The organism is Pseudomonas sp. 28 E 9 (assembly GCF_900004785.1).
Classification (GTDB): Bacteria; Pseudomonadota; Gammaproteobacteria; order Pseudomonadales; family Pseudomonadaceae; genus Aquipseudomonas; species Aquipseudomonas orientalis_A.
Window position 1 is genome coordinate 500765 of the sequence record NZ_CVTK01000040.1, and the last position, 13727, is coordinate 514491.

The 13727-nt window shown below is 51.1% G+C and carries 10 protein-coding genes and 2 pseudogenes; 6 read left to right on the forward strand and 6 right to left on the reverse strand.

What is annotated here, in order from left to right; all coding sequences use genetic code 11:
* Window positions 1–117 precede the first annotated feature (117 nt).
* From BFQ00_RS27905 to BFQ00_RS09825, 4 genes are all read right to left on the reverse strand, one after another.
* Complete coding sequence (locus BFQ00_RS27905) at window positions 118–555, reverse strand: GNAT family N-acetyltransferase (RefSeq protein WP_083227337.1); 438 nt, start codon at window positions 553–555, stop codon at window positions 118–120.
* A gap of 173 nt (window positions 556–728) precedes the next feature.
* Window positions 729–1187, reverse strand: a complete 459-nt coding sequence (locus tag BFQ00_RS09815; protein WP_065933352.1) for a GNAT family N-acetyltransferase — start codon at window positions 1185–1187, stop codon at window positions 729–731.
* A 187-nt stretch (window positions 1188–1374) separates the two neighbouring features.
* Window positions 1375–1896: a DUF2846 domain-containing protein gene (locus BFQ00_RS09820; RefSeq protein ID WP_065933353.1), complete on the reverse strand. Its 522-nt coding sequence runs from the start codon at window positions 1894–1896 to the stop codon at window positions 1375–1377.
* A 65-nt stretch (window positions 1897–1961) separates the two neighbouring features.
* Window positions 1962–2564 carry a hypothetical protein gene (locus tag BFQ00_RS09825; protein ID WP_065933354.1) on the reverse strand — a complete coding sequence of 201 codons (603 nt, stop codon included), beginning with the start codon at window positions 2562–2564 and terminating at the stop codon, window positions 1962–1964.
* Between the two features lie 520 nt (window positions 2565–3084).
* Between BFQ00_RS09825 and BFQ00_RS09830 the strand changes: the two genes are divergently transcribed.
* The gene (locus BFQ00_RS09830) at window positions 3085–3318 is read left to right on the forward strand and encodes a DUF6124 family protein (RefSeq protein WP_065933355.1); all 234 of its coding nucleotides are present in this window, start codon (window positions 3085–3087) and stop codon (window positions 3316–3318) included.
* Window positions 3319–3555: 237 nt separating this feature from the next.
* On the opposite strand, the pseudogene BFQ00_RS27910 reads toward BFQ00_RS09830, so the two are convergent.
* A pseudogene (locus BFQ00_RS27910) lies at window positions 3556–4412 on the reverse strand (IS5 family transposase); the annotation flags it as partial.
* A gap of 78 nt (window positions 4413–4490) precedes the next feature.
* Here BFQ00_RS27910 and BFQ00_RS30430 point away from each other — a divergent pair.
* The 3 genes and pseudogenes from BFQ00_RS30430 to BFQ00_RS09845 all read left to right on the forward strand — a co-directional run.
* Window positions 4491–4667, forward strand: a pseudogene (locus BFQ00_RS30430) (IS3 family transposase); the annotation flags it as partial.
* 144 nt (window positions 4668–4811) lie between these two features.
* A complete protein-coding gene (locus tag BFQ00_RS09840; RefSeq protein WP_065933356.1) occupies window positions 4812–6968 on the forward strand; it encodes an AAA family ATPase in 2157 nt (718 codons plus the stop codon).
* Window positions 6969–7168: 200 nt separating this feature from the next.
* Complete coding sequence (locus BFQ00_RS09845; RefSeq protein ID WP_139114982.1) at window positions 7169–10813, forward strand: hypothetical protein; 3645 nt, start codon at window positions 7169–7171, stop codon at window positions 10811–10813.
* An 898-nt stretch (window positions 10814–11711) separates the two neighbouring features.
* Here BFQ00_RS09845 and BFQ00_RS09850 read toward each other — a convergent pair.
* Window positions 11712–12227 (reverse strand): GNAT family N-acetyltransferase, encoded by a 516-nt coding sequence (locus BFQ00_RS09850; RefSeq protein ID WP_065933358.1) that lies wholly within the window; start codon window positions 12225–12227, stop codon window positions 11712–11714.
* A gap of 119 nt (window positions 12228–12346) precedes the next feature.
* Between BFQ00_RS09850 and BFQ00_RS27915 the strand changes: the two genes are divergently transcribed.
* Together BFQ00_RS27915 and BFQ00_RS27920 are read left to right on the forward strand one after the other, a co-directional pair.
* A complete protein-coding gene (locus BFQ00_RS27915) occupies window positions 12347–12829 on the forward strand; it encodes a GNAT family N-acetyltransferase (protein ID WP_083227339.1) in 483 nt (160 codons plus the stop codon).
* Window positions 12830–13226: 397 nt separating this feature from the next.
* Complete coding sequence (locus BFQ00_RS27920) at window positions 13227–13721, forward strand: hypothetical protein (RefSeq protein ID WP_256536137.1); 495 nt, start codon at window positions 13227–13229, stop codon at window positions 13719–13721.
* Window positions 13722–13727 lie beyond the last annotated feature (6 nt).

Below are 13727 nucleotides of genomic sequence, written 5' to 3' on the forward strand. Positions count from 1 at the left end.
ATGGTTAGCAATGCGCGTATGAAATGAGGAATTTAACTTGTGGAGCGCTGAGTATTGGTTAGTTTGCTAGAAGCAGTCTGCACACTAAGGTCCACTCCTGGCCGATACCCGACAAATTCAGAGTCTTGTGATCCGCACGACATGGCTCGCATGAGCATCTTCTATGCGACTGAAGCCGCAGCGCAGGTAAAAAGCGCTCCCCTCCAAGGTATCGGTGTAGAGACGCACACGCTCAAAATGCAACGCGGCGTGGGCAAGCAATGCGTTAACCAATCTGCGGCCAACCTGTCGCCCGCGTGACGCAGGCGCCACATACACACGCCATAGCCTTCCTGTATGGTCATGGGTGAACGGATCAACCGACAGGCCTCCAATGCCCACAAGTTGCTGGTTCAGATAAGCCGCCATGAGGCATTCGCCAGGCGCATCGAAGCGATGGGTGCCTGATTGCCATTCTGAAGTCAGTCGGGTGAGAAACCTGAAGCCTTCTGCAACTGCCGCTTTTTCCAGGTCAAGGATTTGGGGCGGCAGATGCGTGATCCGTTGAATCTTCATTGAGGTCAATCTTCTCTGATCGGGCGCGAAACCCTTCTGAGGTCTCTGGGGATATTGACTTGGGCCGTGGGCACGCCAGTGGCAGCTATCGACCCAGCCGGTGTGAAAACGCAGACGTCAAATCACAGTTTTGCTGCTTATAAAAAGCGGCACACATTTGAAGCCGGCCTTGACTATAAACTCCGTGACATAAGGTATTGCTCTTTCCCCCAAGCCTCAAAGCGCTCCAATACTTTCCAGCCAAGCTTGGTGTAATAACTGCTCTGGTTGTGCGTGTGCAAGTACAAGGTAGTGAACCCAGCGTCTCGTGCATGGACACAGATGCCTTCGATTAACTGCGCTGCGAGCCCCCTCTTTCGAGCTTCAGGTGTGACGAACACACACGCAAGCCACGGACCTAGATCCGGCCGGTCAGACAGGTCATTACTGGCAAGCGTAGCGCCCCCTAGCAACTGGTCTCGTTCGGTTGCGATCAGACACTTCCAACTGCCATCACGCTGCCCATCAAAGAACTCGTGTTGCCAACTCGAAAGAGATTGCTGCGTAAACTCATAATTGAATTCCCGATAAAGCCATTCGGCCATAACGTCACACTTGTCCATTTGCTTATCGAGCCAATCCACTCGCAGCATCTGAAACGCTCCTTATATATTCGTCACGCCGGTAGGATTCGGGACAATCATACAGCCGTCTGCCTGCGGCACAGACTATGTCGAAGCCATATCCATACTGGTTTCCCTGCTCACCCTCATACTGGCTTGGCCCAACGTTGCCGGCTGGGCTTGTAATGGACCTGGCCGGAGCATGGGCTACGCATGGTTACGGTGCAGGTGCCGGCAACTTCTGACACCACTTGATAGAACGTAGCGCTTGCTCGGCAGGCACAAGCGCGTAGCGCGAGTAATACATTGTTCCACCGAAACGCCCCTCGTCGATTTCGCCCAAGGTCTGTCCGTCCGTGTAGGCCGAAGTGCTGAGCTGGTCTGCGATGTAATACACCTTTCCATTCTCGACGGTGATATCGAAACGCTTGTTAACCATACCGCTTATTATCGGTGGCGAGGTGGAAGCGACGCTGTGCTTGCCGGCGGGAATGTCGGCTTTGAAAAAACTCCCGGAGGGCAAGCTGCCAATGGCGCGACCATCGACCAGAATGGTCGGAGCGACCCCGTTACCGATGCTGGCGGGCGTGCGATAAAAGTACACCATGGCCTCGTCCGGACGGGGTTCTGCCGGTGATGTGAAGAATGGTTGGCCTGTGAGGTCCGGACCGCTGATGCAGCCGGTCAGTGAGGCCAGGCCTGCGAACAGGCCGGCCCAGAGGAGCGTACAGCGCTTCATGGCATGAAATTCCTTGAAAGTGGATCAATGGGCGTCGGGGCCGATGACGTTCACCAGTACCGGATTCAGAGCGTGCACAGCCCTTTACCGAAGTCAGTGGCATCAGAACTCGGCCACGGCGCAAAACCGCTCTTTGCCGTCATATTCACGATATTCCGATCCTTGAGCATCGGGTACTTGCGCTTGAGCGCCTGCACAGTGCTCTCGGCATTGTTCACGTTGGACAGGCAAAAACGCAGGGCATCGGACCGCAGGTCGCCGATATAGAGGGTTTCCCCGGCCTTCACCGAGAAAACCGCAGGCACAGGGCGCGGCATCGATTTTCCCGCGTAATACACGTAATGCCACCGCGTGTACTCATACTCACCAGGCGGCACTTCATACATGAAGTAATGGCCCAGCACAGAGGGTGATGGCTGATCATCTTCATTGCCCAGCGTCGTCAGCCGTATTGCGGTACCGGGGGCTCCCTGTTGGTCGATTTCAACCACCAGCCCATGGGGCTGCATCATCGGGAAGCTCTCACCAATCGAACCCACGATGATCGCCTTACTCGGGTCCGGTGCGTGCTTGCCGTCGTAGCGTGACGTAGCGCACCCGGACAGAAGAGTTGCGCAGAGCGCGACCGCGCCCCAGACGAGATATTTACTGCTGACTTTCCCTAGCATTGGTCTCTTTTCCGATCAGTAATCTTGCAGTTTGTAGAGCCCAGCCGAGCGAACCAAACGTTCGCACACCTGGTACTTCGTTGTTAGCTCGGCCGAACCTATTGTCCAGCTACCAGCATCTTGATAACAACCCACTCTGGCCCCACTCCTGTAGGAGCGAGCTTGCTCGCGAAAAAACCAAACGATAACGCAGCGCCTGAAGGCAAAATCCGATTCCCCAGCCGCACCTTGCTCCATTGCCTACGCGTGCGTCAGAATCCGCCGGCTTGTGTACTGGGGTGGCCGTCTCTAAGGTGGCTCGGTCGCTGAATTGTTCAGTGATTCGGGTTTAGTAGCCTGAGCTTGGGATTAGTGCATGAGTTTCATCAGTCAGACAGTGCGTCTGTGCTTGATGGTGGCTGTGCGTAGGGCGTCTTCGGGCGCGCCGGCTTTAGATATCCACCGGTCTACTAACCTGCGTACAGCTGCCACCCACTGTTTAGTAGCGGAAAGGTGGTGGCATCACTCAGGATGTCTACTCATGTCAAAAGCAGCTTCAAGTGCCCTCTTCAACGTTGCCCCCAACGCCAGCAACGAAACCCTCATCACCAACAGCTACGAAACCTTCACCAGCGTCAGCACCCTGCTGCTCGACCTGTCCGAAGACCTCAACGGCAAACACCGCGACATCGCCCTCGCCATCCACCAACTGAGCGAACTGGGCGTACTCCTCACCGCCAGACTCCTAGACCGCGAAGTGCCCTGCCCTGGCTGATGATTAACCCTTCGACTCAATAGCTAGATAACTCGCCGCGTCGTCGTAAGCCACGTACAACGACTCGGCGATTTGTTTTTTGATCACCTTGGTGGACTCCAGCCTCAGCACAAAACCCTCTGCGATGACGAAAGCGGCGACTGCTTTCGGCAAGGAGCAGCCGTTCGATGTGTCTAAAAAACCGAGAAGATTCAGCCTGCGATTACTCGCTTGCCTTAGTTCTCTAGGCTCTGTCTGAAAAAGGTTTCGCAGACACCGCATGACACAAGCCAGCGAGACCATCGCGCCATAACTTTTTCGAGCTCGTCGAAGCGTGTCACGATTCGAGGGGTTCTCTTTCAGCCACCGAACATGCGCTCGATCACATTACGCTGGCGGTACTTTGGCCGATCAAACAGGCGGGGCAATCCAGGCTTGGGTTTGCGCTTCATCGCACGCAAAGGAATAACCGGTTGTGTGCGATATCGATCACAGAAGCGCCTTAGTGCATCAGTGTCGTAGCCCTTGTCGGCCAAAGGCCAGCGGCAGCGCTTGCGAGAGCGGCCACGTTTGCCCACGGGTATGCAGACCTCGTCCAGCAATGGCTGCGTGGAGCTGATATCACTGATTTGACCGCCAGAAAGGAGAAAGCGCAATGGCAAGCAGGTGGCTTCACGGGCATATGAATCTTGGTGGTGAGGCCACCTCGACTGCGGCCTGGAGCGTGATCGGCGGGTTCATCAGGCCCACTTTTTTACCTGCACCTGATGAGGCGCGGATAGCACGAACAGCAGTTGAATAGATCATTCAGGTTTGCGGGTCAGTGAGCCCTTGATCATTGAGCTTGAGATGCAACCGCTTGAGCATTTGATCAAATATCCCCCGGTTTCGCCAGACTCGGAAACGGTGATAAACCGTCCGTCTAGGCCCAAAACACTCGGGTATGTCCCGCCAAGCAGCACCTGAGCGCAACGACCAAGCCACGCCATCGAGCATCAGGCGATCACTTGCTCGCGGTTTGCCTCTGGTGTGGGTTGGGGTGAAGAGATCCGCGACATATCCCATGCTTCATCCGAAATTTCGTATCGCTTAGCTAACACGGGGTTCCTTTCCATAGATGGCTGAAAACCTTACAAAATCTCAGCGCTCGCGGCACTAGAGTTCGGGTTGTCCGGATTTCAGGCAGAGCCTAGAGCTTCGTGAAGACGAACAAGCGTGACTATGTGGCGAGCACGCTCAAATCGTATCCGGAAACGGCGCTGCACAACCAGGTAATTGCCTAAGCGTATTGCAACGAGCAGCATCCGAACTATGCCTTAAACTACCGTTCACCAAGGGAATTCAGGCACTTGGCTGCAGTATCAGTTTAACGGGGAGCTGGTTTCTTGTTTGGTGGGAGCAAGTCCAGACAAGAGTGAGGGTAAGGTAGGTGTGGCAGGCAGCTCTTGATTCGCTTATGCTCCTTCGTGCCAACAGTGATGGCGCAAAGCCATTTAGCACTCAGGAGTCATGTCGTGATCACGGAATTGAACATAGATGGCGTCACCAGCTACAAACTCATGTCTACTATCTCGCTCACCAACAAGACGTCTCTCATCTACGGGCTAAATGGTGCAGGTAAGAGTACCATTTCTGAGTTTTTGTACAGTCATACCGAGCCTCGGTTTTCTAAATGTAGACTGAAAACCAGCCAGCCATGTGAAATTTTGGTATACAACCAAAGCTTTCTCAAGGACTACTTTTACGAAGAGGATAAGTTAAAAGGAATCTTCACCCTTTCGAAAGAGAACAAGGTTGCACTCCAGCAAATCGAAGCCGAGACGAAAGAGCTGGAGAAACATCTGACCGCTCAGCAAGAGAATTTAAAGCGGGCTAGTGGAAACGCCACCAAGCTCGACCAAGAAAAGACTAAAGCAAGCGGAAAAGTCTGGGAGATCAAGACGAATTTCACGGGCGGAGATCGCGTTCTGGAGTTTTGCCTAGAAAACCTCAAAAGAACAGAACTTCTTTTCCAGCATATTATTGGACTACCTCTGCCGGAAAATACACCTCGCTACACCGTAGATGATCTGAAGGCTGAGGCGTCGTCAATTGAAGGAGAGGGAGCCGCGCCGTTCGCGAAAATTCCAACTCTTTCGGCTGGCTGGCTGACCATTGAAGAGGATGCCCTCTGGTCGAAAATTATTGTCGGTAGCCAAGAAGGTTCAGTTGCAGAGTTCATCACTAAAACTCGCAATTCTGACTGGGTGAAGCAAGGGCTCCAGTACATTTCAGATGATAAGGATCCTCAAACCTGCCCTTTCTGCCAGCAAGAAACGATCAATAAAAATATCATCGACTCCATTCGCAAAGTCTTCGACGAAGCCTATGAGCAAGATGTTAAGCAATTGGAGTCAATCAAGACCCGCTATGAGACGCTCACCACTAGCCTGAATCTACAAGATATTTCAAACTCTCCACTTGCCAGCAAAGAGCTTGTGGAAGCTTGGAGCATTGCCTGTGAGGCCATGAAGGCGTCAATCCGCGAAAATATTCTGCACATTGGAAACAAGATCAAAAGCCCGAGCACGCCGGTTGTCCTCACCGATACCCAGTCCGCGGTCGACGTGATCAATGATTTGATCGGTGGCCTGAACGAGCTGATTGAGGCACATAACGACAAGCTGGCGAACAAGAAGAAAACTCGAGATGATATAAGATCGCGCTTTTGGACGCTGATGCGCTGTGATTACGATCAGACGATCTCTGCCTACTCGCAATCAGCTTCAGATCTCAAAGATGAGGCCTGCAAGATAAACCAAGAAGCCACCAAGATTAACACTGATGTTATAGCCTCTAACGGCAAGCTTGCTGCTCTCAGAAAGCAGACGGTAAATATCGAAGAGTCAATTGAGAACATTAATTCCGGGTTGATAGAAATTGGCATTGATGGATTTTCTGTGGTGCCGTACGGTGAGAATTTCTACCGGGTTTCTAGGGCTACCGATCAATCGAATGCATTTCACTCGCTGAGTGAGGGTGAGAAAACTGTTATTAGTTTTCTATACTTCATGGAACTTTGTAAAGGGCAGAAGACGGCCATTGCGGTACCTCAGTCGAAAGTGGTTGTGATCGATGATCCTATTTCCAGTCTTTCTCACCTTTATGTGTTCAATATTGGACAGCTAATCAAGAAGTATTTCATTAATGATAAACTCTATTCGCAGGTGTTTGTTCTCACCCATAGCCTGTATTTCTTCTACGAGTTGACGCACACCAATAAAGAGAAACGTGCGGAAACACAGCAGCTCTTCAGAGTTATCAAAAATACAAGCGGAAGTGCTGTGGTTCCAATGAAGTATGAGGAAATCCAAAACGACTACCAGTCCTATTGGTCGATTATAAAGGACCAGGCCTCACCGCCTGCGCTGATTGCTAACTGCATGCGAAACATTGTCGAATATTTCTTCAATTTTGTTCAAAAGAAAGATTTCAATAATGTTTTCCAAAAGCCAGCCCTGTCGACTGATAAGTTTACGGCGTTCTACAGGTATATGAATCGAGAATCACATTCCTTGGGGCAAAATATTTTTGATATAAAGGAGTTTGATCATAATGTGTTCAAAGATGGTTTGAGGCTGATTTTTGAAGAGTGTGGGTATGCGGAGCACTACCAAGCTATGAGTAAGTAAATCCGCTATGGGGCGGGTATTTGTAATATCGCGATTGCGCCGTTGGTGAGAGGGGCCTGGTTCGCATACTCGGAGCTTCAACAAAAATCTGGTTACGGGAGTTGAAAATGTCTACTTCGATTAAAAAGTCTTGATCGCGATGGTAGCCTCAGCCCCCATTTCATACAATATAACAGTCCTCCATGTGTTGGTTTGAAAATATGTCTGAAAATAGTGGCACCGGACGGCGTCTCGCTGAGATGAATGATGCTGCGGCTTTTGAGCATATTGCCGCGGCTGTGTTGCGCGCGAGTTCATCGACCTATGCAAGCTTGTCCCATCCAGGTGTGAAGCCTGGAGGGAAAACCGTTAAGGCTCCTTTTGATAATGTCGGGTGGGTAGATTCTGTCGGAGGGAGGCGATTCGTGTGCGCTGCGCACACTACTGGCCAGAAAGATTTGCTAGGTAAGTGGCTTCACGATCCGGCGACAGTCAAACCAAGAAAGCCTGGAAGCAAGCCGACTAAACCAGCGGGCGACTTAGTCAAGGGTATTGAAGAAATTCTGAAACTGCGCAATGCGCATCTAAATCTAAAAGTTACCTTCGCTCTGACGACCAATCTAGAGCCATCATTGGAGTTGCTCTCTTCTGTAGAAGTTTTGGCCCAGACTGCTGAAATTGAGGTTGATGTATGGTCCGTTTCCAGAATTGCTCATTTTCTGGATACAGACCCTATAGGGCAGATAATCCGGAAAAACTACTTGGGGACCCCAATTAAGCTTTTGTCGCGAGAGCTTTTGCTACAGATGGGAAAGCAAGGTATCCAAGACCACCTTCCTCTTGTGTCGACAGAGGATAGCATCGGTCGTGATGGCTTCGTCCTTGGACGAGTCGATACACTGGTTGCTGGTGCTTCTGGGATGGGGAAAACGACTGCTTGTGCGGTTGCACTGGATGCATTTATTAAGAGGGGATTGCCCGCAATCCTTCTCAAATCTGAATTCGTAGCTGGCGCCGCCACTATTGAGGTTGCGCTTGGGGAAGAGTTGCGTCGTCAAGAGCCCGAAATCGAATCTAGGGCTGGTGATAAGGCAATCTTTTTGTGTACAGATCAAGAACCGTTGTTGATATTCGTGGAGGACGTGAACCGTTCTCACAATCCAGGGCTGGTGCTTAACAAAATTATGTCTTGGGCACTTGCACCATCAAGAGCTTGGCGCGTTGTATGTCCTATATGGCCTCAGTACCTTGATCTTATCGAGGATCAGAGAAATGTTCTAGCTGCGGTGACAGTGCTGCATGTAGACAGGTATAACTCGGAGGAGGCGATCCGGGCCATACAGGCGCGCGCAAAGTCTCTTGGATTGGAGATCAGTAAACACCGCGCAAAATCTCTTGCTGACCAGCTTGGTCAGGATCCTCTACTGATCGGTCTCCACGACTTGGTCTCGGAAGGCGATGCTACAAATGTTATCCAAGCCTATATAAATGAACGATTAGGCATCATTGCTAATCAGGCGCAATCTACAAGGTCCGAGGTGCTGCAGGCACTGCATCAGCTGATGCGCGGTATGTTGCAGCAACGAACGCTCAATCCCCAATGGAGCGAGGTCAAGACTTGGCTCGTGGAAGCAGAATCTATCGCGCTGCTAAGAAGTGTTGCACGCGAAGGCAATGTGATGCGGATGGCTTCAACGGGCGAAAGAGAAACGCTCGAATTCAGGCATGACCGAGTGATGTATTGGCTCTTAAGCGGGGCGATTGCTGAGGAGCTTAAGACAAATAAAATCCCTGAATACGCCATCGATCCTTTCTTTTCTGAAGCAGTAGCAAGTGCTGTGTTTCAGATCAAACTGCCGCATATGCAACTGGCAGAGTTGACGGATGCAAACCCTCTCGTCTCAGCTCACGCATTGAAATTGGCTTCTGATGTTGGCAGTAAATATGCCGAGGTTGCAGCGAATGCGATTAGCCACTGGTTGGAGAAGGAGGAGGTGGGGGGCGACTTTTTCACTAGCCGTCGATATGCAGTTGCCCGTGTGCTTTCTGAAACTACGTCTCCGTATGTGACGCGGCTTGTCTCGCAGTTTCAGGAAGATGACCACCCTTGGTATCCACTCTTTTCGGCTGCTTTCAGGAATGGGGCTGTAAGTGCTGGGTTGTCTCTTCTTGCGATGTATGATATTGGCGTAACCATTCCGGGAAAACAACACCTACTTGCTTTAGTGAAGAGCATGTATGGCTCGGATTTGATTTCTGCTGTTGACAATCTGCTACGCCGACCGGAATTGAATCACTTTTCAAACGGAGGAAAGAGAACCGGTGCCTTAAGATTGGCCGGATATTTGGGGGACTCTTCCTTAGCGCAATCGATTCAAGTGTGTTGGGACCAGGACGAAAACGGACACGATGATCTGCGGTCTTATCTATTTGCAGCTGCGCGATGTTGTGGCGATGAGGCAGTGGCGACATTAGGGCCTGTATGCGATGCATGGGAGGCTTTACCAAAAATTTTGGATTCCATGATTGGACAGCCAGTCGAGTTACTGGCTGCGGACCATGTGGCGTGGGAGTTCAGGGAGTACTCTCCTGATGATGCAATACGCTATTTCGTCGACAGGGCTAAGGCGTCTGAAATCCTCAGGTGGCCAATCACTTATATGCTGCGAACTGTAGATCATCCTGATGCGCTGGAGCAGTTGGTGCGATACGCTGCGGAGTCTGGCTTTATAGTTAAGCGGTCCTTGAAATCCGACTGGGAGCGTCATGCCCGTAAATCGGGTAGAAGTATGTCGTCGAAGTCAAAGGAGCGGTTACTTAGTATCTCCTGTGATGAAAAAGAGAGCGATGAAATTCGGGTGCAAGCTTTTAGTTTTTGGCAGTTGGCACTTAATAATCTAGATCTAGAGCATGTGCGTAGGATTCCAGCAGGAAGTCTTCTATATGAGAGTGCGTTGTGGGCTCGCGCAGAGTTGGAAGATTATTCCGTTGTTTCTGAAATTCTCCAGAAAATCTCCGAAAACTCTGAGCACTGGCTTCAGGTCAGTCGCTATATTTGGTCTGACTATTTTACGGACGCGCTTGATTCGATCCTCGATCAAGTGGCTGAGGAGGGTAAGGCTAACTCAAACTTGGAATATGCGGTTGTCGGGACGTTCAGGCATGTGGAGCCCAATAGATTGGTCGCTATGTTGGGCTGTCGGTGGGAGAAATTAAAAAACAGCCCACTGATGGTTCAGAAAACAATGCTTTTGGGTACTCCAGAATCTACTATTTTAGTGAGTAAAGCTTTCGCAGCATCTCCCAGTCCAAGTGCTTTGCTAAAACACTTCATATCAGGTGCCACTATAAGTTTTAACGGAAGAAAAGAATTATCGGAGTCATTCCAGCTACAGAGACTCATACCATATCTTGATTATTTTCCTGATGACGAACTCGTGGCGCTATGGCATATATGTACAGAGAGAGGCTGGCTTGATTTTCGCACTCTGTATCTGGATCCTCGAATGAGAAGAATCCCGGATAATAGCGAGTATTTTCTAGATGATTCCGTCAGTACCGATTCTTTGGACCGCGCGCTGATGAGAAATCCAGGAGAAATAGTAAATTTATACCACTGGCTTGAACGACCGAGGGAACCACCTGCTAACAATGAAATTAAGCGTGCCAACATTTTTGCAAGCACGCTGGAGTGGCTCACACGACATGATGAGGAGTATGCCTTGGCAATTGTGAGCGACATCATAAGTCGTGAGGGCACTCGTAAAGAGTTCTACTTGTTCGAAAAGTGTGTTGAACAGCGTGTTGGTTCACTGTCGTATGTGAACTCTTGCCGCTTTGATGTATTTAATCGATCGTTGGTTTAAACGATCAATCTCGATCACCGAGTTCATGCCGCCCTAGATCAGATCAATCACACATAGGGCACGGGAGCGCTGTGTCGACCAGCGTTCCGGCTGTTCTAGGGTGTGGCAGTTGAAGTGTTCAGTTGGTTTTTCAGCAACCAATGTCCTCAGACAGCAGGCCGTGAACTAGCTTGAGGCGCTGCCTGATCGTCCTTTGGCAGCGTGGTCCAGACCTTCAGTCCGGAGCGTTGCTCAATTGTTGATGCTGACCCCTGATTGACCCAGTTGCCGACGAAAGACTGTTTCATCTCCAAAAACTGCAACAATCGAGCGCAGCAATGATTCACGAGGAGTCATGGGCCAGTGAAATCTCGGCGATAGAGTCAACTCGGCATCGGCGCCAACAGTCGTCACCGATGAATCTGCAACTCGACACTTGGTTGAAAAGATAGCCTAATGACACTACTGTTGCCATCACAGACCCCCTATTTGGTGGTAGGGATATAGGGGAACCGGATGGGAAAATTCTCACTACAACAGGCATCTCAGAAAAGCCCGAGGTCATGGCGAAACGAACAATGCATGCCATAGAGCTATCGCCCCGGATGTATGGCAACGTAGATATCGCAAGTATCCGAGCGGCGCCAAGACGATGGAGGACGTATGGCGCGCGGCGCGTGGCGGCAATGTGCTCCGGTACGGCACCTTGCACTCTGGCGCGGCCGAGTTCACCTTCGGGAAGCTGTGCAGTTCCCTAGCTAGCGGCATCGGTTCGCACCTGGCCTCAAGGTGGATTCGACACCGCCGAGATTGCCGGAATCGATGGCCGATTGCACGTAGTAGGCATTGCCGGATGACCGCTCCTGGGCGGTTTCTGCCGTTCGTGAAGGACAACAATCGGCAAACCTGTTACCCAGAGTTAAACCCCCGGTATCTGGTACACAACCGAATCATATTTCTCCGTCATCCGCCTCTCAATGACAACTCCCCGCAAAGCTTTGGCAATACGTCGACTCGCACGATTCTGCGTCGCAACAGGGTAAATAAAGCACTTTGCCGCCACCCGCTTGCTAGCCCACTGAACAACCGCCCGCACCGCTTCACCACCAAAGCCCAGCCCGTGTCTATCTTCACGGATCCAGATACCCAACTCCGGTGTTTCACTGCCGGTATGGTGCAGCCCGACCAAGCCGGTAAAACGGGCACTCACCAGTTCCCTGACCGTGAACACGATGTCGCTGCCATCCGCTATCGCAGGCAGCCACTGCTCCCAGACTTGCGCGTACTCTTCTGGCGAGGCAGGCGGTTCCCAGGACATGTAGCGAGTCAGAGACGGTGTGAGACAAGGGAAAGACTCAGCAGCGTCCTGCTCGCAGAAGGGCTCAATACTAAGGCGTTGCGAGAGAATGCGGATTGGGTGGGCGTCGACTGGCATTGCAATTTCCTTCCTGGGGTCCATTACTCCATTTATGCCGTGAACATACCATGCGGGTCGCTTCATCAGTATCAGGCTCTCTATACTGAGCCCCCAGGATGGTAGTTGGAGCACACCCTATGCCCGTCACACCCAATCAAAATTCCCCCATCACTTTGGTCCCCGTTCAACAAAGCGACTTGGATAATCTGGTAGCCATTCGAATTGAGGCCATGCGCGAAAGTCTGGAGCGTGTTGGGCGGTTTGATCCGGTCCGTGCGCGAGAGCGGTTTCTTAGCGGCTTTGAAGCTCGCTACACACGTTACATCGAGGTATCTGGAGAGAGGGTGGGTTTCGTAGTGATCAAACATCATCACAATGAACTCTTGCTCGATCATTTGTATGTAAGGCCGAGCGCGCAAGGATCAGGGGTGGGGTCTGCAGTTCTCACGCAGATTTTCAAAGAGGCGGATGCAGCTGCGCTTCCTCTTAAAGTGGGCGCTCTCAAAGAAAGCGCTTCCAATCGCTTTTATACCCGCCATGGCTTCCAGTTCATCGAAAGCAGTGAATTCGACAATTATTATGTTCGTCAGCATGTTCCGGCGATTGGCCCAACCTGCTAGCTGGATATGATGCACCGCGACGTACGCAAAGCTCTGCCTTTTCAACAGGCTCGTTTTCAGCTTGGCCAGCCGGGTTCAAACGCTGCAACGCGACCAGGCACTGGCCACCGTTCAACAGAATCAGTTCATAGTCCTGACCCGCCTCTGGGGTGAAGCGGAAGGTTTTCTGGCAGGGTTAGCAGCAGTGGTAAGGACTCTCGCTGCGCAGTTCCTCGCCACTATGGTGATAGCCGTTAGCGGCAACCAGGACCACTGCGCAAGCTATTGAAATTGAAGGGTTGCAGGCTGGATATGTGTTAGTTCCTGCAGGCTGTGAATTCGCTGTTCATCCGATGTGTCAAAAAGGCAACCCTTGGCTTAAAGAATTCTGGTCACCTGCCGTTATAGAGGTTGAGTCTTGCTGTCTTTTCTATACAAGACGACGCGCAAGGACAAGAGTCATAGTGATTATCAAATTAAAGGGATATTTATGAGATTCGCTAAACTGTTCGGGGCAGCAACTCTATTCGCCTCTATGATTGCATCTGCCCAAGCAGGCACAATCGTCACCGTAAAGGTGAAGAACTCTACGACCGGTCCAGCCGCGTACACTTTCGAGTACTTTTCAGGGAGTGTAGCGCCCACCCCAAGTACGATTCTGCCTTCTGCAACGACAACATTTGCCCTGGCCAGTGTCGCGGATACGGTTTCAGGAATGCGATTCGTCTATACGTCAGGTAATAAGAAATGTCGTTTTGCAGCAAGCCACAAAGTCAATCCAACGACTAAAGCTCCTAGCTGGACTAAAATGGGCACTAGCGCTGGCTCCGATAACGCTACTTGCAACGCCACTATCACAGCAATTCAATCGGCGCCTCCCTATAACTACACTGTCGAATTTGAAATCAAATAATCCGAC